Source organism: Micromonospora sp. RL09-050-HVF-A, assembly GCF_019374995.1.
GTDB lineage: Bacteria > Actinomycetota > Actinomycetes > Mycobacteriales > Micromonosporaceae > Micromonospora > Micromonospora antibiotica.
Map to the genome: position 1 here is coordinate 1,635,988 of NZ_JAGKQP010000002.1, position 21,629 is coordinate 1,657,616.

12 protein-coding genes are annotated in these 21,629 nt (G+C 74.4%); 6 read left to right on the top strand and 6 right to left on the bottom strand.

Translation table 11 applies throughout. The annotated features are described in order from the left end of the window. Nucleotides 1-246: 246 nt before the first annotated feature. The 3 genes from J7462_RS07355 to J7462_RS07365 all read left to right on the top strand — a co-directional run bounded on the left by J7462_RS07355 (nucleotide 247) and on the right by J7462_RS07365 (nucleotide 4,628). The gene (locus tag J7462_RS07355; protein WP_219462938.1) at nucleotides 247-1,605 is read left to right on the top strand and encodes a nucleotide sugar dehydrogenase; all 1,359 of its coding nucleotides are present in this window, start codon (nucleotides 247-249) and stop codon (nucleotides 1,603-1,605) included. Nucleotide 1,606: 1 nt separating this feature from the next. After that, entirely contained in the window at nucleotides 1,607-2,983 is a 1,377-nt protein-coding gene (locus tag J7462_RS07360; protein ID WP_219462941.1) for a glycosyltransferase, read from the top strand. Nucleotides 2,984-3,095: 112 nt separating this feature from the next. Further along, on the top strand, nucleotides 3,096-4,628 hold the full coding sequence (locus J7462_RS07365) for a polysaccharide deacetylase family protein (RefSeq protein WP_219462948.1): 1,533 nt from the start codon (nucleotides 3,096-3,098) through the stop codon (nucleotides 4,626-4,628). Between the two features lie 49 nt (nucleotides 4,629-4,677). Here J7462_RS07365 and J7462_RS07370 read toward each other — a convergent pair whose 3' ends face one another. From J7462_RS07370 to J7462_RS07385, 4 genes are all read right to left on the bottom strand, one after another. Beyond that, nucleotides 4,678-6,258 (bottom strand): DUF4139 domain-containing protein, encoded by a 1,581-nt coding sequence (locus tag J7462_RS07370; protein ID WP_219462950.1) that lies wholly within the window; start codon nucleotides 6,256-6,258, stop codon nucleotides 4,678-4,680. A gap of 166 nt (nucleotides 6,259-6,424) precedes the next feature. Beyond that, on the bottom strand, nucleotides 6,425-6,946 hold the full coding sequence (locus tag J7462_RS07375) for an LUD domain-containing protein (RefSeq protein ID WP_219462952.1): 522 nt from the start codon (nucleotides 6,944-6,946) through the stop codon (nucleotides 6,425-6,427). Next, nucleotides 6,936-8,387 (bottom strand): lactate utilization protein B, encoded by a 1,452-nt coding sequence (locus J7462_RS07380; RefSeq protein WP_219462954.1) that lies wholly within the window; start codon nucleotides 8,385-8,387, stop codon nucleotides 6,936-6,938. The genes J7462_RS07375 and J7462_RS07380 overlap by 11 nt, the downstream gene beginning before the upstream one ends. Further along, nucleotides 8,384-9,070 (bottom strand): (Fe-S)-binding protein, encoded by a 687-nt coding sequence (locus J7462_RS07385; protein ID WP_208566784.1) that lies wholly within the window; start codon nucleotides 9,068-9,070, stop codon nucleotides 8,384-8,386. Before J7462_RS07385 ends, J7462_RS07380 begins: the two co-directional genes overlap by 4 nt. Before the next feature lie 201 nt (nucleotides 9,071-9,271). Here J7462_RS07385 and J7462_RS07390 point away from each other — a divergent pair, with 201 nt between their 5' ends. Next, nucleotides 9,272-10,009 carry an SDR family NAD(P)-dependent oxidoreductase gene (locus tag J7462_RS07390; RefSeq protein WP_219462955.1) on the top strand — a complete coding sequence of 246 codons (738 nt, stop codon included), beginning with the start codon at nucleotides 9,272-9,274 and terminating at the stop codon, nucleotides 10,007-10,009. A gap of 162 nt (nucleotides 10,010-10,171) precedes the next feature. On the opposite strand, the gene J7462_RS07395 is transcribed toward J7462_RS07390, so the two are convergent. Beyond that, the gene (locus tag J7462_RS07395; protein WP_219462958.1) at nucleotides 10,172-11,011 is read right to left on the bottom strand and encodes a fumarylacetoacetate hydrolase family protein; all 840 of its coding nucleotides are present in this window, start codon (nucleotides 11,009-11,011) and stop codon (nucleotides 10,172-10,174) included. 71 nt (nucleotides 11,012-11,082) lie between these two features. On the opposite strand from J7462_RS07395, the gene J7462_RS07400 reads away from it, so the two are divergent. Continuing rightward, on the top strand, nucleotides 11,083-11,733 hold the full coding sequence (locus J7462_RS07400; RefSeq protein WP_219462961.1) for a hypothetical protein: 651 nt from the start codon (nucleotides 11,083-11,085) through the stop codon (nucleotides 11,731-11,733). Nucleotides 11,734-11,941: 208 nt separating this feature from the next. On the opposite strand, the gene J7462_RS07405 is transcribed toward J7462_RS07400, so the two are convergent. Beyond that, nucleotides 11,942-12,871: a sulfite exporter TauE/SafE family protein gene (locus tag J7462_RS07405; RefSeq protein WP_208566788.1), complete on the bottom strand. Its 930-nt coding sequence runs from the start codon at nucleotides 12,869-12,871 to the stop codon at nucleotides 11,942-11,944. A gap of 835 nt (nucleotides 12,872-13,706) precedes the next feature. On the opposite strand from J7462_RS07405, the gene J7462_RS07410 reads away from it, so the two are divergent. Beyond that, nucleotides 13,707-21,611 (top strand): type I polyketide synthase, encoded by a 7,905-nt coding sequence (locus tag J7462_RS07410; protein ID WP_255597626.1) that lies wholly within the window; start codon nucleotides 13,707-13,709, stop codon nucleotides 21,609-21,611. Nucleotides 21,612-21,629 lie beyond the last annotated feature (18 nt).

Genomic DNA, 21,629 nt, shown 5'->3' on the forward strand with positions numbered 1-21,629 from the left:
CTCCGCACCGACCGGTGACAGCGGTGGGACGGGCGGGACCCATGATGCGCCGGAGACCACCGCCGGTCAGGACTTCCAGGTGGCAACACCGCTTCCGGGCAGGTAACACGCCGAAAACTGACCGAAAGGACAGTCACCGACCGTAGCCTTTTCGCTTCGTGACGACTGTTCGTCGGACAGCCGACGGGGGTGGGCTAGTCGCACTCTTGGGTCATCCCCGTTCACCGTCCGTGAGGGTCACCGACCATGTCGCAGCTTCTGCCCGCCGCCCGGTCCGACGTCCCGACCAGCGCCCCGACGGCCCCGGCCGCGCCACCGGAGCCGGCCACCGCCACCGCCGCCCCCGGGGCGCGTACCGCCGTGGTGGGCCTCGGTTACGTGGGCCTGCCGACCAGCCTGGCCCTGGTCGCCAGCGGCTCCCGGGTGATCGGGGTGGACATCTCACCGGACCGGCTCGACGACATCCGGGCCGGTCGCGCCGACCTGCTCGACGACGACCACGACCGACTCCGGGAGACGTTGCGGGCCACCGATCCCGCGCTGCGCCTCACCACCGCGGTCGGTGAGATCGCCGACGCCGACACGGTGCTGATCTGCGTACCCACGCCGGTCGACCGGCACCTCGCCCCCGACCTCGCCGCGTTGCGGGCGGCCTGCGCGGCGGTGGTCGCCCACGCCCGCCCCGGCCAGACCATCGTGCTCACCTCCACCAGCTACGTCGGCACCACCCGGGAGCTGCTGGTCGCGCCGCTGGCCGCCCGGGGCCTGCGGGTCGGGCAGGAGGTCTTCGTGGCCTTCGCCCCGGAACGGGTCGACCCCGGCAACGACCGGCACCGCCAGGAACTCACCCCCCGGGTCGTCGGCGGCACCACCCCGGACTGCACCGCACGGGCCGCCGCCGCGCTGTCCCGGATCACCCCCCTGGTGCACCGGCTCGGCTCCCCCGAGGCCGCCGAGATGACCAAGCTGCTGGAGAACACCTTCCGGGCGGTCAACATCGCCCTCGCCAACGAGTTCGCCGACCTCTGCCGGGACCTGCACCTGGACGTCACCGAGGTGATCGACGGGGCGGACACCAAGCCGTACGGGTTCATGGCCTTCCAGCCCGGCCCCGGGGTGGGCGGGCACTGCATCCCCTGCGACCCGCACTATCTGCTGTGGCAGGTACGCGGCCAACGCCGCGAGGCGCCCCTGATCGAGACCGCGATGCGGGGCATCGCCGCCCGCCCCCGCCGGGTCGTCGACCGGATCCGGGAACTGCTCGCCGGGGCCGGCCGCCCCCTGCTCGGCGCCCGGGTGCTGCTCGCCGGGGTGACCTACAAGCCCGGGGTGGCCGACGTACGGGAGTCCCCGGCGTTGGAGATCATCGGTGAGCTGGTCCGGGCCGGCGCGGACGTCGGCTTCGTCGACGAGCTCGTCGACACGGTCCGCACCCCCGACGGCCAGACCCTGCACCGGGTCGCCGACCCGGCCGACCGGGAGTGGGACCTGGTGGTCGTGCACACCCGCCAGTCCGGCCTGGACGAGGCGTGGCTGCGCGGGCAGCCGATGGTGCTCGACGCCACCTACCGGCTGGCCGGGCTGCCCCGGCGGGAGGTCGTCTGAGATGCCGGTGACCGCCCCCGTCCGGCGTGGCCTGCGCCGGCTGCTCACCGTGCTCGCGTTGCTGCCGCTGATCGTGCTGCTGGCCCGGCAACTGCCCCAGTTGCCGTACGCCCCGCTGCTGGCGTTCTACGGCTTCGCCGTGCTCACCGCCACCGTCGCCGTGTTCTACCTGGCCTACGCCCGCTACGTCGACCCCGCCGAGGCCCCGGCGCAGCCCCGGCACACCGCCTCCTTCCCGCCGCTGCCGCCGGCCCCGACGGTGAGCCTGCTGGTGGCGGTGAAGGACGAGGCGGACGGCATCGAGGCGTGCGTGCGGTCGATGACCGGCAGCGACATCCGCCCGTTGCAGGTGATCGTGGTCGACGACGGCTCCACCGACGGCACCGCCGAGGTGCTCGACCGGCTGGCCGCCGAACTCCCGGCCACCGTGCTGCACCTGCCGCGCAACGTCGGAAAGAAGCGGGCCCTGGTGCACGCCGCCCGGTACGCCACCGGCGACGTGCTCGCCTTCACCGACTCCGACTGCGTGCTCGCCCCGGACGCGTTGGGCCGCTGCGTCGAGGCCCTGCTGCGGCAACCCGACCTCGGCGCGGTCAGCGGCCACGCCCGCGCGCTGAACCCCGACGAGTCGCTGCTCACCCGGGTCCAGGACGTCTGGTACGAGGGCCAGTTCCGGGTTTCCAAGGCTGCCGAGGCGTCGTTCGGGGCGGTCACCTGCGTCTCCGGCCCGCTGGCGGTGTTCCGGCGGGAGGCGGTGCTCAACTACCTGCCCGCCTGGGCGGCCGACCGGTTCCTCGGCGGCGAGTTCCGGTTCGCCACCGACCGGCAGCTCACCGGCTACGTGCTGGGGCAACGCTGGATCGGCGACCGGCTCAAGGCGCGCTTCGCCGACTCGCCGTTCATCCGCGACGAGGACCACCCGCCCCGCGCCTGGCGGGTCGGCTACGTGCGTTCGGCGAAGGTGTGGACCACCGTGCCGGCCCGGCTGCGGCCGTTCCTGCGTCAGCAGACCCGCTGGAAGAAAAGCTACGTGCGCAACCTGTTCTTCACCGGCACGTTCATGTGGCGGCGGGGGCCCGGCCCGGCCGCGCTCTACTACGGACACGCGCTGTGGGTGGCGCTGGCCCCGGCGATGGCCTTCTCCCACCTGGTCTGGGCGCCACTGCGCGGCTGGTGGGCGGTGCCGCTGCTCTACCTGTGCGGGGTGCTGCTCAAGGGCACCGCGTGGGGGCTGGCCTACCGGCTGGACAACCCGGGTGACCCGCGCTGGGCGTACCGGCCGTTGATGAGCGTGCTCTCCGCCACCATGTTGTCCTGGTTGCTGCCCTGGTCGGTGGGGACGATCCGGCGTGGCGTGTGGTCGCGGAGCACGGTGTGAACGCCGGGCGGCGGTCGCTGAGCCGGCTGGCCCGGGTGGCGCTCACCCTCGCCGGGGCGGCGGTGCTGGTGCTGCTCTACGCGGTGGTCTTCTCCCGGGGCGAGGTGCTCCGGTGAGCCGGCTGTGGCCCCGCACGCTCGGCGGACTGCTGTCGCTGGTGACCCTGCTGGTGGTGGCGGCGCCCTTCGGGGTGTCCTGGTACCTGGCCGACCTGCGCCGTCACGTCAGCGGGCAGCACGACACCCCGGTCACCCGGGTCGACCCCGCCGACCTGCGCCGCTTCGCCGAGACGGCCGGGCGGCTGCCGGAGCGGGCCGCGCCGGTGGTGGTGGCCTACCACGACATCCGACCGCACGGCGACGACCCGGCGGCGACCACGCCGGGCGGCCGGGAACACTACGTGGTCACCCCGGAGGCGTTCGACGCCCAGCTCACCGCACTGCGCACCGCCGGCTACCGGACGATCTCCTCGGCCCAGTACGTCGACTACCTGCGCGGCGGCGAGGTGCCGGCCCGTTCGGTCTACCTCACCTTCGACGACGGCACCCGGGGCCTGTGGTCGTACGCCGACCCGATCCTGCGCCGGCACCGGATGGTGGCCGCCTCCTACCTGATCACCGGGCAGGTGGGCACCCACCGGCCGTACTACCTGAGCTGGGCGGAGATCGACCGGATGCGCCGCTCCGGCCGGTGGGACTTCCAGGCGCACACCCACGACCTGCACACCCGGGTGCAGACCGCGCCAGGGCGGCTCGGCTCCCCGCTGACCCACCGGCGGTGGGAGCCGACCACCGGCACCCAGGAGAGCCTGGCCGCCTACCGGCAGCGGCTGACCGCCGACTTCGATGCGATGTTCGCCGCGTTCACCACCCACGGGTTGCCCCGGCCGCGCCTGTTCGCGTACCCGTTCTCCGAGATCGGGGACGCGACGACCGACCCGCAGGCCGCCGCGTTCAGCCGCGACCTGATCGCCGCCCGGTTCGTCGGCGCGCTGACCAACAAGTCGCTCGCCCCGCAACCGGGCAGCCGCCGGTCGGCGGCCGACGGGCAGGTCGAGCGGGCCGAGGTGTACGCCACGACCGACGCCGCCGAACTGGTCAGCGCGGTCGTCGAACGCACGGGTGTGCCGGCCGGGGTGACCGACCCGTTCGCCCGCGCCTGGGACTGGCGCGACCAGCACGGCGAGCCGATGACCGACCTGTCCCCGCTGACCGGCGGCCGGTTCCCCGCCGACAGCCCCCGCCGCGCCTACGGCACCCTGCTCGCGTACGCCAGCGCGGACTGGACCGGCTACACGGCCGACGCCACGGTGCGTGGCCTGCGTGCCGACGGCGGCACGGTGACCGTGCTGGTCGGGGTGAACGGTGACGCCACGGTGTCGGTGCGGGTGGCCCACGGCCGGGTGGCGTTGCTGCGCGCCGGCCGGGTGGTCGCCGAGGCCGCGCTGGATCCGGCGGCCACCCACCGGCTCGCGGTCACCGTGCGCGACGGGGAGACGGTGGCCCGGGTCGACGGCGGCCCGGCCCTGCGGGTGGTCACGCCCACCGGGCCGGGGGCCACCGGCGGGCTGGCCGTGGCGATCGACGACGCGCAGGGGCGGCCCCACCCGTCGGTCGCCGCGCTCACCGTGACGGCCGTCGGGTGACCGCCGTGACCCGCCCGGCCGGCCGGGCGGGTCACGGCGGGAGCGGCGGTCACTCCCGCCAGCCGGCCAGGTCGACCCCCTTGCCGAGTTCGACCCGGAAACCGAGGGTGATCTCGCCGCTCTCGCCCGGGCCGAGCCGCAACCGCCAGGTCAGCTCGCCCAGCTCGGTACGCTCGTCCGGCGGCGGGGTCAGGGCGGCCTCCCGGACCGCCACCGCCTCGTCGCGGGAGACCGGCAGCTGGTCGTGGACCTCGACGGTCGCCGGCCGGGGGGTGTGGTTGGCCACGCTGATCCGGTACTCCACGTCCCGCCGCCGGGTGGAGCCGAGGGTGGCCCGGGTGTCGGCCCGCCGGGTCAGCTCCCGTTCCACCCGGACCCGGTCGTCCACCCCGAGCGCCAGCTCGGTCTCCTCGTCGGGCGCCCACGTCGGCAGCCGGGTGGCGGCGACGAAGTCGGCACCGTGGAAGACCGCCGCCGGGCCGGCGCGCAGGGTGTGCGCCGAGGTGTTGCGGACCGTCGCCCGCAGGTGCGCCTCGGCGGCCCGGACCGGCACGGTCACGTGGTCGAGGCGGACCGGCAGGTCCAGCACGGCGATGACGGCCCGGTAGGCGCTGCCGTCGGCGGGCACCGCCACCGGGCGGGCCGGCCGGTAGGTGGCCGCGGTGACCCCCTGCTCGACCTCGGCCACGCTTTCCCGCACCACGGGGCGCGGGGCGCCCGCGCGGGCCACCCCACCACCACCGGCCGGGGCGGCGGCGGGCGCGGGGGGCGGTGGTGCGCCGAAGCTCGCCGCCGTCCGGGGCACCGGCACCGGCCGGACCCGGTCGAGATACCAGGGCGACAACTCGGGTACGCCGGCAGCCACCGCCGGCCGGGCGGTCGAGAGTTGCAGCGCGCACTGCGGCCAGTCTTCGCCGGTGTCCTGGGTGACCAGACCGAACCAGGTGACCGTCATGGTCTCCTCGACCAGCCGCAGGTCGTAGGAGGATTCCCAGCGTGCCCCGTCGACCAGGTAGCTCAGCTCCAGGTCCACGTCGGTGTCGTCGGCGTCCACCGCCACCGTCACCTCGGCGGCCAGCCGGTCCGGTTCCCGTTTGCCGTTCGCGGCCAGCTCCCGTTCGACGGCCGCCAACTCCTCGGTCAGCTCGGTGCGCTGCCGGGCCAGCCCACGTCGACGGCGGTGGGACTCGGCGAGTTGGGCGGCCACCGCGTCGGCGAAGGTGGCCACGTCGGTCGGGGCGGTGTCACCGGCGGCCAGCGTGCGGGCGTACGTGCCGCCGGCCCGGTCGGCCAGCCGGGTGAGGAACTGTCGTCGCTGCGTCTCGACCTCGGCGTCGTCGTCGACCTCGGCCAGGGCGTCGGCCAGTTCCCGGGCCCGCCGGGTGAGCGCGTCGACCTGACCGTCGGTGCTGCGGGGCTGCCGCCAGGTGCTCACCTCCACCCCGAGGACGGTGACCGCGCCCCCGCCCCCGGTGCGCAGGGAGTCCCGGCGCAGCCGCAGCGGCAGGGGGGCGATCCGGATCCGGTGTTCCCCGGCGGTCAACCGGGTGCTCCCCCGGCGGGTGACCCGGGCCCGGTCCGGATAGACGGTGACCGCGACGACGGGTGCTTCGATCTCCACAGCGTCCACGGCGGCGAGGGTAGCCGGGGTGCGCTCGTGGCCCGCGCTGCCGGTCCGTGGCGGGAACCGCTTGATCGCGCTCGATCCCGGAGGTGGTCCCCTCCGTCGCGCGGCCGGATGCCACTACGACACGGATCGAGCGCGATCATGGCGGGGTCCGGTGGGCCCGGCCCGGCTACCCCGGGGGGAGGCAGACGATATCGAGGCGGCGGGGGCCGTGCACGCCCTCCACCCGGTTCAGCTCGATGTCGCTGGTCGCGGAGGGGCCGGAGATCATCGTCAGGGGGCGGGTGGGGTCGGGCAGCGCGATCACCAGGTCGGGCACGTCGGCCACGATCTGCGCGGCGCGGACCACGCAGACGTGGTGGTCGGGGACCAGGGTCAGCAACCGGCGGCCCTGGGCCGCGCCCCCGTCGAGGACCAGGGTGCCGGTCTCGGCGACGGCGAGTGCGCAGCCGGTGAGCACGGACAGGCCGGGGGCGTCCAGCTCGGTGGCGGTGAGCGTGTCGCCGGCCAGGGTGGGCGGGCCGAGCCGGGTGGTCCACTGCGGTGGTGTCCCGGGCGGCAGCACCACGGCGGTCGCCCCGGCGAGCAGGGTGGCGAGCAGCCCGGGCAGTTCCGCCGGGGTGCAGGGGTGCACCCCGGCGTGGTGGTCCCCGGCCCGGGCGACGAAGAGCGCGGTCAGCTCAGGAGTCATGGGTGCGGTGCCACCAGTCGCGGAAGGACTCCTCGGCGGGCAGTGGGGCGTCGCGGTGCGTCGTCCACGCCGACAGGGGCCACGGGGCGCGGCGCAGCCGCCCGTCGTGCCGCCGGCCCAGCACCCGCAGGGGCCGGCCGCCGGAGCGGGCCGCCCGCAGCGCCGCCCGCCACCGCCGACGGTCACGCATCGTCCAGGCGAGCCACGCCATCGCCACGCGTTCGGCGGCCGGCTTCGGCCCCGTCTGGCGCAGGTGGACCAGGATGGCCGGGATGTCGATCTTGACGGGGCAGACGTCGTAGCAGGCCCCGCAGAGCGTCGAGGCGTACGGCAGGGTCGCGTTGTGGCCGGCGTCCTGCCCGGTGAGCTGGGGCGACAGGATCGCCCCGATCGGCCCGGGATAGACCGAGCCGTAGGCGTGGCCGCCGACCCGCTCGTAGACCGGGCACACGTTCAGGCAGGCCGAGCAGCGGATGCAGCGCAACGCCGCCCGGCCCACCGGGTCGGCCGCCACCCGGCGTCGGCCGTTGTCCAGCAGCACGACGTGCAGCCGACGCGGCCCGTCGCCGGGGGTCACCCCGGTGAAGATCGAGGTGTACGGGTTCATCCGTTCGCCGGTCGACGAGCGCGGCAGCAGCCGCAGGAAGTCACCGAGATCGGCGAAGCGGGGCAGCAGCTTCTCCACCCCGACCACGGCGATCAGGGTGTCCGGCAGGGTCAGGCACATCCGGCCGTTGCCCTCGGACTCGACGACCACCAACGAGCCGGTCTCGGCCACCGCGAAGTTGGCCCCGCAGATCGCCACCCGGGCCGCCAGGAAGGTACGCCGCAGATAGTCCCGGGCGGCACCGGCCAGCACCGCCGGATCGTCCGAGTCGGCGTGGAAGCCGGGCATCCGCCGGGCGAACAACTCCCGGATCTGCCCCCGGTTGTAGTGGATCGCCGGCACCAGGATGTGCGACGGGGTGTCGTCGGCGAGTTGGACGATCAGCTCGGCCAGGTCGGTCTCCACCGCCGTCACCCCGGCCGCCGCCAACGCCTCGTTGAGGCCGATCTCCTGGGTCGCCATCGACTTGACCTTCACCACCTGGTCGACGCCCTGCGCCCGGACCAGGTCGGTGACCACCGCGTTGGCGGCGGCGGCGTCCGTGGCGTGGTGCACGGTCGCCCCGGCGGCGGTGGCCGCCCGCGTGAACCGGTCCACCAGCTCGGGCAGCCGGTCGAGCACGTCGTCCTTGACCCGGGCCGCCCGGTCGCGCAGCTGCTCCCAGTCGGGCACCTCGGCCACCACCGCGGCCCGCTTCTCCCGGATGGTGCGGGTGGCCCGGCCCAGGTTGGCCCGTAGTTGGGCGTCGCGCAGCGCACCGGCCGCCGCCCGGGGGAACGGGGTGACGGCCACGATGGGCAACTGCCGGCCCGGCGGGGGGTGTCGGGTGCTCATCCCACCGCTCCGGCCCCGGTCGCGGCGAGGATCTCGGCGTAGTGGACGGGTCGCGGGGCGCCGGGCCGGCGGGCCAGACCACCACCGATGTGCGCCAGGCAGGAGCTGTCGGCGGCGGCCAGGTAGTCGGCCCCGGTGGCCACCGCGTGGGCGCACTTGTCGGCGAGCATGGCACCGGAGACGGCGGCGTTCTTGAGCGCGAAGGTGCCCCCGAAGCCGCAGCACTGCTCCGGCTCGGGCAGGCCCAGCAGTTCCAGGTCACGCACCGCGCCGAGCAGCCGCAGCGGCCGGTCGCCCAGCCGCAGCATCCGCAGCCCGTGGCAGGTCGGGTGATAGGTGACCCGGTAGGGGAAGCGGGCCCCCACGTCGGTGACCGCGAGCACGTCCACCAGCAGCTCCGACAGCTCGTACACCGGCAGTCGGGTGTGCGCCCGCAGGTGGGCCACGCAGGAACCGGACGGGGAGACGACGACGTCGTGGCCGGCGAACGCCGCCTCGGTGCTCTGCTCCAGCGCGCGGGCCGGGCCCGGATAGCCGGTGTTGGCGTGCAACTGGCCGCAGCAGCTCTGCCCGGCGGGAAAGGTCACGGTGTGGCCGAGCCGCTCCAGCACCGTCACGGTGGCGATGCCGACGCGCGGGAAGAGCGCGTCGTTGAGGCAGGTGACGAACAACGCGATGCGCACCGTGCCCCCTCACCGCTCCCGGCCGCGATCGAAGAAATCGTATATGATCTATGGCGTCCGGTGCGAGGTGCGATGTGCTGCGGTCCCGGCGGCCGGGCGGGCGGCTGGCCCGCCGATCGCCACGGCACACCGGCCCCGGTGGACGTCCGGTGCGGGTGGGGCGTCCGCCGGTCCCTGTCGCCCGTGCTACGAGGTGCCGAGATGACGGATTTCCACGGTCTGGTGGCGGCGGTCACCGGCGGCGGTTCGGGCATCGGCGCGGCGGTCGCCGACCTGCTGGCCGCGCGTGGGGCCCGGGTCGCCGTCCTCGACCGCGACCCCGGTGCGGGCGGCGGGCACCTGCGGCTCACCGCCGACGTCACCGGCCCGCTGGACGGGGTCATGGACCGGGTCGCCGCGACCCTGGGCGGTCTCGACGTGCTGGTGAACTGCGCGGCGGTCAGTGCGGTGGGGGCGGTGGAGGCCGCTGACGACGCCGAGTGGCACCGCTGCCTCGACGTCAATGTCGTCGGGGTCGCCCGGGCCTGCCGGGCCGCCCTGCCCCACCTGCGGCGTTCGACCAGCGCCGCCATCGTCAGCATCACCTCGATCGCGGCGACGGCGGGGCTGGTCGACCGGGCCGTCTACTCCGCCACCAAGGGTGCGGTGCACGCACTCAGCCTGGCCATGGCCGCGGACCTGGTGGGCGACGGCATCCGGGTGTGCACGGTGGCGCCGGGCACGGTGGACACCCCGTGGGTGACCCGGCTGCTCGCCGGGGCCGGGGACCCGGCCGCGGAGAAGCGCCGGCTCGCCGCCCGGCAGCCCACCGGCCGGCTGGTCACCGCCGACGAGGTCGCCCAGGCGGTGGCCTTTCTCGCCTCCCCGCTGTCGGGGGCGACCACCGGCACCGCGCTGGCCGTCGACGGCGGCATGTCGGGCCTGCGGCTGGTCCGCTGATCCGGGCGGACGGCAGGGCCACCCGGGCAGCGGTCGCCGGCTCCCGTCGGGCCGGTGCCCGCTCCCGTGGGGCTGGCGCCCGGCTCCCGTCGGACCGGTGCCCACTCCCGTCGGGCCGGTGCCGGCCCGTCAGAATCGCCGGCAGCGGCTCCCCGCCGCCGGTCAGGCCGCCGCCATGGTGACCCGTTGCCGGCCCAGCCCGTCCACCTCGACCTCCACCACGTCACCGGGCCGCAGGTAGGGGAACCGGCCGGACAGGGCCACCCCCTCCGGCGTACCGGTGTTGATCACGTCACCGGGGTCGAGCACCGTGTACTGCGACAGGTGCCAGATCAGGTACGCCACATCGAAGACCATGTCCGAGGTGCGGGAGTCCTGCCGGGGCTCGCCGTTGACCCAGGAACGCAACCCGAGATCCTGCACGTCGGCGATCTCGTCCGGGGTGACCAGCCACGGGCCGAGCGGCTGGAAGGTCTCACAGGACTTCCCCTTGGACCACTGGCCACCGGAGTCACGCAGCTGGAAGTCGCGCTCGGACACGTCGTTGGAGACCAGGTAGCCGGCGACGTGGGCGAGGCTCTGCGCGGGCGACTCCAGGTAGCGGGCCCGCCCGCCGATGACCACGGCCAGCTCGACCTCCCAGTCGGTGGCGGTCGCGCCCCGGGGCACCAGCACGTCGTCGTACGGGCCGACCACCGTGTTGGGTGCCTTGTAGAAGATGATCGGGGTCTCGGGCGGGGCGGCACCGGACTCGGCGGCGTGCGCGGCGTAGTTCTGCCCCACGCAGAGCACCGCGCCGGGCCGGGCCACCGGCGGACCGACCCGCAGGCCGGTGACGTCCACCTCCGGCAGGTCGCGGGCCGCCCGGACCCGGGCCGGGCCGTCGGAGGCGAGGAAGGCGGCGTCGATGTCCGTGGTGAGCGGGGACAGGTCGTAGTGCCGGCCGTCGGCGTGCAGCACCGGCCGCTCCGCGCCGGCCGGGCCCACCCGCATCAGTTTCATCCGGTCCCCCTCCACTGACGACAGTGCACGCTATCCTGCCCGATGCCACTGCGACCGGGGACGAGGCACACATGGATCCGCAACCCAGCACGGGGTTACGGCAGGCGGTACGCACGGGTGCGCTGGTCCTCGCGGGCCTGCTGACGGCGACCGGTTGTTCGGGCACCGCCGAGCCCGTCGCCGCGAGGTCGGCCGGGGCGTCGCCGCCACCCCCCGACCCCGCCGTGCCGCGGTTGGACAAGCCGACGACGGTGCTGGGCACCTGGAACGAGTCGCTCGACCGGCGACTGACCATGGTCGCCCAGAGCACCATGTCAGGGCTCAAGCCGCTGCTCGACGGTGAGCCGGGCAGCGCGGTGGGCACCGCCTACATCCCGGTCAAGGAGGAACACTCGGCCGAACTCGGGCTGTACCGACCCGGCGACCGTCGGGTCGTCCTGCTCAGTGGGGTCTCCGGCACGGTCCCCGACCCCGAGCGGGCCCTGGACCAGATCTTCGCCCGGCTCACCGCCATCACGGATGTGACGCCGGTGCCCCCGGGGCCGGTCGGTGGGTCCGCCCGCTGCGGGCACGGCCGCAGCGGGGGTGTCTGGTTCGACGTCTGCGCCTGGGCCGACCGGCACACGCTCGGTGTGGTCCACCTCGCCGACTTTCCGCAGACCGCCCAGCCGCAGGAGATCTTCCGGCAGATCCGGGCCCAGACCGAGCACGCCGCGCCCTGAACCACGCCCACCGGCGGCACCACGGTCGGCGGCGCCACGGTCGGCGGCGCCACGGTCGGCGGCGCCACGGTCGGCGGCCCGACCCCAGCAGCAGTCGCCGGCCGGACTGCGACGCCCGGGGTTGCCGGCCGGACTGCGACGCCCGGGGTTGCCGGCGGCTCCCCGACCTGCCCGGGGCCGGGGGGTCGGGGAGCCGCCGGCCGCCCGGTCAGCTGGACGTGGTGGCGGGTTCCCCGGCACCGGCCTCCGGTCCGACGGCGACCGGGGTGGCCTGCCGGTCGGCCAGGTGCCGACGCAGTGACCAGGTCACCGCGGCCACCCAGAGCACCACGACGATCAGGTAGCTGGCGTAGCGGACGGCGTCCGGCGCACCGATCCAGTCGCTGCGCAGCAGGGTCCGGATGTTGGTCAGGACGATGACCCCCCCGACGGCGGAACCGAGCACGCGGGGCGGGACCAACCGGACGAGCCAGGCGGCGATCGGCGCGGCGATCATGCCGCCGAGCAGCAGCGCCCCCACCCAGCCGAAGTTGATGTTCTCCGAGCCGATGCCGACCAGGAAGCCCAGGCTCGCGGCGACCGCCACCAGGAACTCGCTGGTGTCGATCGAGCCGATCACCCGGCGGGGCTCCAGTCGGCCGCTGGCCAGGATCGCGGGCGTGCCGACCGGGCCCCAGCCCCCGCCACCGGTGGCGTCGACGAAGCCGGCGACGAGCCCCAGCGGCCCGAGGAAACGCTTGCGCAGGGGCAGCCCGACCCGGTCGCGGGGCAGCCCGGCGACGGTGAACCGGATCAGCACGTAGAGGCCGAGGGTGAGCAGGATCAGCGACATGATCGGGGCCGCGGTCGCGGTGGAGAGGCTGGACAGGAAGGTCGCGCCGGCGAACGCCCCCACGGCGCCCGGCACACCGACCCGGCGGACCACCGTCCAGTCGACGTTGCCGAACCGCCAGTGCGCGGCACCCGAGACCAGGGTGGTGCCGATCTCGGCCAGGTGAACGGTCGCCGAGGCGCTGGCCGCGCCTGTGTTGAGGGCCAACAACAATGTGGTGGATGTCACGCCGTACGCCATCCCGAGGCTGCCGTCGACCAGTTGCGCACCGAGGCCGACGAGGGCAAGAAGAAGCAGGCTACGCACAATTACCGCCGATCCGGAAGGTGAATGGGGAAAGTCGGCCCGGCTAGGGCGGATCACCGTGGCGGTGACGGACGTCCCGGCTGGTCGGGGCCTGTACGGGGGTGGGCACCGCTGGCGGAATCCCCCGCAGATCGCTTGCGCCGACCCGCAGGAGGGGGATCGGCAGACAGCGCGTGAAACGTTCGTTAAGTGAGTACGTCGACTGTCGTCAAAGCTTGGCGTTTGACCAGCCCAGAGCCGTTATCGGCGACACCGGCGGGGCATCTTCGCGCGGCCGATGGTCACCGCCGAGGTCAGCGGCGATGGGCGAGGCGGGAGCCCGGGTGACCGACACCCCGCCCCCGACCAGGGATTCTAATGATCGAAGCCAATCTCACCTCGCCTCACGAATGCCATATCAAATCGATGGGTAATGACGGCAAGAATGCCGATACGGATCTTTAATGTTCACCGCAATCCATGGCAAGGCCCGTTCCACATCGTGGGATGCGCGGCGAGTTGATCTCTGCTACCAGGAGGTTCTCGATCAGCAGAAAACAGTTTGGAAATAAACCCGCAAATGAACTGGCAACTCACCGTGGCACGATCTGGCGACAGCGTCGGCTCACCGGCCGACATTTTGCCTGGTGACCCCGAGGGCATATCCGGTAGCCTTGGTAGGAAATCTTCACTGCGGCGGCTCCGACGGTTGGATTTAACCGGGATGTAACTGAGCCACACTAGATTGTGACTCAGCGCGACATTGACTGCCGCAAATCAGAACCGCGCTCGCTGGCGTTCGGCCGGCAGATCCCCCCGTCACCACGCGATCCTTCGCGACCGAAGTGGGAGCCCGATGAGTAGCGCACCGTACACGCGTGACCTGATCCTGGTCGTCAATCCTGTCGGCGTCCTGGAACCCGGCCCACGGATCACGGCCGCCACCACCGCCGGTGGTGGGCGCGGCATCATCGACCTGGCCGCCGGCGACGACTGGTCGTTACGGGCACTTACCCGGGCGGCGAACTGGTCGGCCGACCCGATCGGCATCCGGGTGCCCGCCGGCTGCCGGGCCACCCCCGCCGACGTGGCACGCGCCGCGGCCGGCCGGGTGGATCTGGTCGTGGTCGAGCCGGCGAGCCCGTGGCCGCTTGCCGAGATCACCGGGCACCACCGGGTGCTCGTGGAGGTCACCAGCCGGGCCGAGGCGCACGCCGCAGCGGCGGCCGGGGCACACGGGCTGATCGCCCGGGGAATGGAGGCCGGCGGCCGGGTCGGCGAGCTCAGCTCGTTCGTCCTGCTCCAGCAGCTCGTCGCCGACGACACCCTCGACCTGCCGGTCTGGGTGGCCGGCGGGATCGGCCCGCGGACCGCCGGCGCCTGCCTGGTCGGCGGCGCGGCCGGCGTCGTCCTGGACACCCAGCTCGCCCTGATGCCCGAGTCGGAACTCCCGGCCGACGTCCAGGCCGTGATCCGGCGGATGGACGGCTCGGAAACCGTGCTGCGCGACGGGGTCCGGGGCATCCGCCGGGGCGGGCCGCACCAGGCCGACGCCGAACTGCTCCCCGTCGGCCAGGACGGCTGGCTGGCCGCCGCCTTCGCCGACCGCTGGCCGGACACCGCCGCCGCCGTACGCGGCATGCGCGCGGCGATGCTCGACGCCGTCGACGGCCCGGACGCCGCCGACCTGCTCCAACCCGGTGCGCCCCTGGCCGAGGCCCTCGGGGTGCGGGTGCCCGTCGCCCAGGGCCCGATGACCCGGGTCAGCGACGAGGCCGCCTTCGCCGCCGCCGTCGCCGACGGCGGCGCGCTGCCGTTCATCGCGCTCGCCCTCAACTCCGCCGACCAGTGCCGCCGGATGCTCACCGAGACCGCCGCCCAGCTCGGTGACCGCCCGTGGGGCGTCGGGGTGCTCGGTTTCGCCCCCGAGGAGCTGCGCGCCGCCCAACTGGCGGTCATCCAGGAGATCCGGCCCGCCTGCGCGATCATCGCCGGTGGCCGCCCACCGCAGGCCCGCGCCCTGGAGGAGCAGGGGATCAGCACCTTCCTGCACGTGCCCTCCCCCGGCCTGCTGCGCCAGTTCCTGCGCTCCGGCGCCCGTAAGTTCATCTTCGAGGGCGCCGAGTGCGGCGGGCACGTCGGACCCCGGGCGAGCTTCCCGCTGTGGGAGGCCCAGCTCGCGGTGCTCGACGAGCACCTCGACACCGACCCGGCCGCCGGCGCCCAGCTCCAGGTCTTCTTCGCCGGTGGGGTGCACGACGCCCGGTCGGCCGCGATGGTCGCCACGATGGCCGCGCCGCTGGCCCGCCGGGGCGCCCGGGTCGGCGTCCTGATGGGCACCGCCTACCTGTTCACCGCCGAGGCCGTGACCCACGGCGCGGTCCAGCCGTTGTTCCAGCGTGAGGCGCTCACCGCCGAGCACACCGCGCTGCTGGAGACCGCCCCCGGGCACGCCACCCGCTGCCTGCACACCCCGTTCGTCGACGACTTCCACCAGTTGCGCAACCAACTGGAGGGCGCCGGGGCGGAGAACCGCGAAGTGTGGGAACAGTTGGAGCTGCTCAACGTCGGCCGGCTGCGGATCGCCAGCAAGGGCCTGCGCCGCTCCGGCGACGTCGTCGAGTCCGTCGACGAGAGCGTCCAGGCCAGCGACGGCCTGTTCATGGCCGGCCAGGTCGCCGTACTGCGCAACACCGCCACCACCGTCGCCGCGCTGCACGACGAGGTGACCACCGAGGTACGCGGCTTCCACGCCTACCGGCTCGACGCGCTGCGGGCCCGGCTCACGCCGCCGACCGCCGACCTCGACGAGTCGCCCGCCCCGCTGGACATCGCCATCGTCGGGATGGCCTGCATGCTGCCCGGCTCCCCCGACCTGGACAGCTTCTGGCGTACCGTGCTCAGCGGTGTCGACACCGTCACCGAGGTGCCGGCCGACCGCTGGGACACCGACCACTACTACGCCCCCGAGGTCGGTCCGGGGCAGACCGGCCGGATCAGCGTCTCCAAGTGGGGCGGGTTCATCGACCCGGTGCCCTTCGACGCCATCGGCTACGGCATTCCGCCGGCCGCGCTGAGCAGCATCGACCCGACCCAACTGCTCGCCCTGGAGGTCTCCCACCGGGCGCTGGTCGACGCCGGTTACGCCTACGACGCCCCCGGCGCGGACCACGCCCGCACCGGCGTGGTCTTCGGCGCGGAGGCCGGCAGCGACATGGGACACGCGCAGACCCTGCGCACCATGCTCCCGGCGTACCTCGGTGAGGTGCCCGAGCAGATGCAGGAGCTGCTGCCCACGGTCACCGAGGACAGCTTCCCCGGCGTGCTGGCCAACGTGATCGCCGGCCGGGTCGCCAACCGGCTCGACCTGGGCGGGCCCAACTACACCATCGACGCGGCCTGCGCCTCGTCCCTGGCCGCGATGGACGCCGCGTGCAAGGAACTGGTCGCCGGGGACAGCGACCTGATGATCTGCGGCGGAGCCGACCTGCACAACGGGGTCAACGACTACCTGATGTTCACCTCGGCGCACGCGCTGTCCCCCACCGGCCGGTCGCGCCCCTTCGACAGCACCGGTGACGGGATCGCCCTCGGCGAGGGCGTCGCCTGCGTCGTACTCAAACGGCTGGCCGACGCCGAACGCGACGGCGACCGGATCTACGGCGTGATCAAGGGGCTCGGCGGGGCCAGCGACGGGCGGGCCCTCGGCCTGACCGCGCCGCGCCCCGACGGGCAGCGCCGGGCCCTGGACCGGGCCTACCACCGCACCGGCATCTCCCCCCGGGAGGTCGGGCTGGTCGAGGCGCACGGCACCGGCACGGTGGTCGGCGACCGCACCGAACTGGAGACGCTGACCCGGATGTTCGTCGAGTCCGGCGCCGAACCGGGCAGCTGCGCGCTCGGCTCGGTGAAGTCCCAGATCGGGCACACCAAGTGCGCCGCCGGCCTGGCTGGGCTGATCAAGGCGACGCTCGCCCTCTACCACGGCGTCCGGCCCCCCACCATCCATCTGGAACGACCCAACCCGGCCTGGCACCCGCAGCAGAGCCCGTTCGCGTTCTTCACCGAGGCCCGCCCGTGGCCGGTGCCGGCCGCCGAGCGGATCGCCGGGGTCAGCGCCTTCGGCTTCGGCGGCACCAACTTCCACGTCGTGCTCAGCGCCTACCCCAACGCGGCGGAACCCCGGCACGCGCAACGGATCTGGCCGGCGGAGCTGTTCTGCTTCCGGGGCACCGACCGGGCCGCCGCCCACCAGGGCGTCCGGCAGCTGCTGGAGAGCCTGGCCGCCGACGGGACCGGCAACCGGTCGGGTCGGCTGGCCGAGCTGGCCGCGTCGGTCGCCGCCAAGGCCGCCAACCGGCCCGGGACGACCCAGGTCGCGGTGGTCGCCCGCGACCTGGCCGAACTGGAGACCCTGCTGCACCGGGCGCTGGCCGGCGAACACGACCCGGTCCGGGGCCTGGTCCAGCCGACCGGGGTCGACCCGGTCGGGCCCGGTCAGCTGGCGTTCCTCTTCCCCGGCCAGGGCAGCCAGCGCCCCGGCGCGCTGGCCGAACTCTTCGTCGCCTTCCCCGAGCTGCGGCACTACCTCGAACTCGACCCGGCCGCCGCGGAGCTGCTCTTCCCGCCGGCCGCCTTCGACCAGGACTCCCGCCGCGCCCAGGACGACCGGGTACGCGACACCCGGACCGCCCAACCGGTGCTCGGCATCGGCGGTCTGGCCATGGACCACCTGCTGCGCAGGCTCGGGGTCCGCCCCGACATGACCGCCGGCCACAGCTACGGCGAACTCGTCGGCCTCTGCGTCGCCGGGGCGTTCGACGCGGCCACCCTGCTCGACCTGAGCCGGGAACGGGCGGCGGCCATCCTCGGCGCGTGCGGTGAGGACCCGGGCACCATGGCGGCCGTCACCGCCACCGCCGACCAGGTCGCCCAGGTGCTCGCCGGGGCCGGCCTGACCAGCGAGGTGGTGCTGGCCAACCGGAACGCGCCGCAGCAGGTGGTGGTCTCCGGCCCGACGGCGAAGGTACGGGCGGCGGTGGTCGCGCTCAAGGAGGCCGGCCTGTCGGCCCGGACCATCCCGGTGGCCTGTGCCTTCCACAGCCCGGTGGTCGCCGGGGCGGTGGAGACCTTCGCCGAGGTGCTCGCCGCCCGGCCGATCGCCGAGCCCCGGATCCCGGTCTGGTCGAACCTGACCGCCGCCCCGTACTCCGGTGACGCCGGCCAGGTCCGGCACCACCTCGCCGAGCAGATCGGCGCACCGGTGCGCTTCGTCGAGCAGGTCGAGGCGATGTACGCCGCCGGCGCCCGCCTCTTCGTCGAGGTCGGCCCCGGTCAGGTGCTCAGCCGGCTGGTGCAGGCGGTCCTCGGCGACCGGCCGCACCGGACCGTCGCCTGTGAACGCGGTCCGTCCGACGGGCTACGCGGATTCCTGATCTCGGTGGCCGAACTCGCCTGCGCCGGCGCACCGGTCCGCCCCGACTGGCTCTTCCACGGGCGGGTCGCGGACGACACCACCACCACCGCTCCGAGTCGTCGTCCGCTGTGGACGGTCGACGGTCAACTCGTCCGGGACCAGCACGGCAACTGTCTTCCCGGTGGCATGACCCCACCCCGACGGATCAAGGAGTTGTCGATGACCCCCGCCAACGGCACCGCCACCACCCCCGGCACCGCCACCGGCACCGTCCGCGCCCCCGAACCGGTGACCGTCCGCGAAGTCCGGACCGTCACCGTCCCCGAGCCGGCGGCCGTCCGGGACATCCGGGGCGAGCTGCTCAGCGAATACCTGCGCACCACCCGGGAAATGATCGCCACCCAACGCGACGTGATGCTCGCCTTCCTCGGCGACTCCGGTGACGGCGGCGGTCGGGTGGGCGGGCAGCCCACCGAGACGTACCGGGTCGAGCAGTACCCGGCGCTGCCGGCCGGCCCGGCCCCGACGCCCACCCCGGCCCCGGTGCCCGCCCCGGCGGCGACGCCCGTGGCGACGCCCCGACCCTCGGTGACGCCGGCGGTGGCTCCGCCTCCCACCCCGACCCCCCGGGCCGTGGCGGCTCCGGCAGCGATGCCCGCCGTGGCGGCGTCGAACGGCGGCACGGCGCTGGCCACCGCGCCGGTGATCGAAAGGCCCGCGCCGGTCACCCCGGACCTCGTGCCCTCCTTCCCCACGGTCGGTGGTGTCGTCCCGGCTGCCGCCCCGGCGGGCGTGGTCGTGGCTCCGGCCGGGCCGGGCATCGCCGAGTTCCAGCAGGCGATCCTGGCGGTGATCAGCGAGCGCACCGGCTACCCCGTCGACCTCATCGAACTCGACCTCGACCTCGAAGCCGACCTCTCCATCGACTCCATCAAACGCGCCGAAGTCGCCGGCGAGGTCGCCCAACGCCTCTCCCTCAGCGTCGAAGGCGACGAGAGCGAACTCGAAGACCTCGTCAAGGCCCGCACCGTCCGCGCCATGGTCACCTGGCTCGACGAGAAGATGAGCGGCACGGTCACCGCCACCGCCACCCTGACCGCCGCGCTGCCCTCCGGCGACCAGGTCGGCGTGACCGCAGCGGACTTCCAGCAGGCGATCCTGGCGGTGATCAGCGAGCGCACCGGCTACCCCGTCGACCTCATCGAGCCCGACCTCGACCTCGAAGCCGACCTCTCCATCGACTCCATCAAACGCGCCGAAGTCGCCGGCGAGGTCGCCCAACGCCTCTCCCTCAGCGTCGAAGGCGACGAGAGCGAACTCGAAGACCTCGTCAAGGCCCGCACCGTCCGGGCCATGGTCACCTGGCTCGACCAGAAGATGAGCGGCACCATCCACGTCTCGTCCACCACGACCGGCCCGCTGGCGGCCACCCCCGCCGGGGCGCTCCCCGCCGCCCCGGTGGCGCTGCCCGCCGCCGCCCCGGCCGGGCCGGTCACGCCCGCCGGTGCCAGCCTCGCGGACTTCCAGCAGGCGATCCTCACCGTCATCAGCGAGCGCACCGGCTACCCCGTCGACCTCATCGAACTCGACCTCGACCTCGAAGCCGACCTCTCCATCGACTCCATCAAACGCGCCGAAGTCGCCGGCGAGGTCGCCCAACGCCTCTCCCTCGCCGTCGAAGGCGACGAGAGCGAACTCGAAGACCTCGTCAAGGCCCGCACCGTCCGCGCCATGGTCACCTGGCTCGACCACAAGATGAGCGCCACCGTCACCGTCACCCCGACGGTCGCCGTCGCCGCCGCACCGCCCGCCCCGGCGACCGTCGCCGCACCGGCCGCCGTCGCCGCCCCGCCCGCCGCACCGCCCGCGCCGACCGAGGTCGGGGTGGGGATCGCACCGAAGCGACTGGTCGCCCGGGAGAGCACCCAGGCCGGCCAGCAGCTCGACCCCGCCACCACGCTCACCGGAATGCGCTTCCTGATCACCGGGGGCGGCCCGGTCGGGGCGTACCTGGCCGAACTGCTCGGGGCCCACGGTGCCGGCGGCCAGCTGGGAGTGCTCGACAGCGAGCAGGCCGACCAGGGGTTCGACGGGGTGCTGGTGCTCGACGGGTTGACCAACCTCGACGAGCCGCTGCTGCCCGACGTGTTCCCGCTGTTGCAGCGGGCCCTGGCCGCCGGGCCGCGCTGGCTGCTCGCCGCCGGGGCACAGGACGTCACCGGCGCGGCCGACGGCATGCCCGGCCTGTTCCGCACGATCGCCCGGGAGTACCCGGGGCTGACCGCCCGCTTCGTGGCGGTCGACCCGGCCGCGTCGCCGGAGGTCCTCGCCCGGCAACTCCTCGACGAACTGCTCACCGCCTCCGACGCCCCGGTGGTCGCCCGACGCGGCACCGACCGGTACGTCGCCGACCTGGTCCCGGTCGAACTGGGCGCGCTGGCCGCCGGGGGTGCCGGACCGGCCGGTGACGGGGTCTCCGAGGCGGCCGCGATCGGCCTGGAACGCGACTCGGTGGTGGTGCTGATCGGTGGGGCGCGGGGCATCACCCCGTGGTTCGCCCGGGCGCTCGCCTCCGCCACCGGCTGCCGCATCGAACTGGTCGGCCGTACCCCGTTGCCGACCGGCCCCCAGGACCCGGAGCTGGCCGCCGCCACCGACCGCGCCGCGCTCGTCGGTGTGCTGGCCCGGCGCGGGTCGTCCTCGCCGGCCGAGATCTCCCGCACCGCGCAGGCGATCCTGGCGGCCCGGGAGGTGACCGCGACCATCGCCGAGCTGACCGAGCTGGGCGGTGAGGTCCGCTACCACGCCCTGGACGTCCGGGACGCGGCGGCGACCAGCGCGCTGCTGGCCGGCATCCACGCCGAGTACGGCCGCCTCGACGGCGTGGTCTACGCCGCCGGGATCATCGAGGACAAGCTGATCGCCGAGAAGGACCCGGCGTCGTTCACCCGGGTCTTCGACACCAAGGTCGACGGGGCGCGGGGCCTGCTGGCCGGCCTCGACGCGCTGCCCACCGCGCCACGGTTCCTGGTCTTCTTCGGCAGCATCGCCGCCGCCTACGGCAACCGGGGCCAGGCCGACTACGCGGCGGCCAACGACGCGCTGGACGCCATCGGCACCCGGTACGCCGCCCGGACCGGGGTGCGCTGCGTGACCGTCCACTGGGGTCCGTGGGCCCCGGGCGTCGGCCACGGCGGCATGGTCACCGCCGAACTGAGCCGGGAGTACGCCCGGCGCGGCATCGGCCTGATCGACCCGGAGGAGGGCGCGCTGGCCCTGCTGCGCGAGCTGGCCTGGGCCGACCCGTCGGTCACCTCGGTCGTCTACACCGCCTCCGGGTGGTGAGGGTGTCGATGCCTCGTC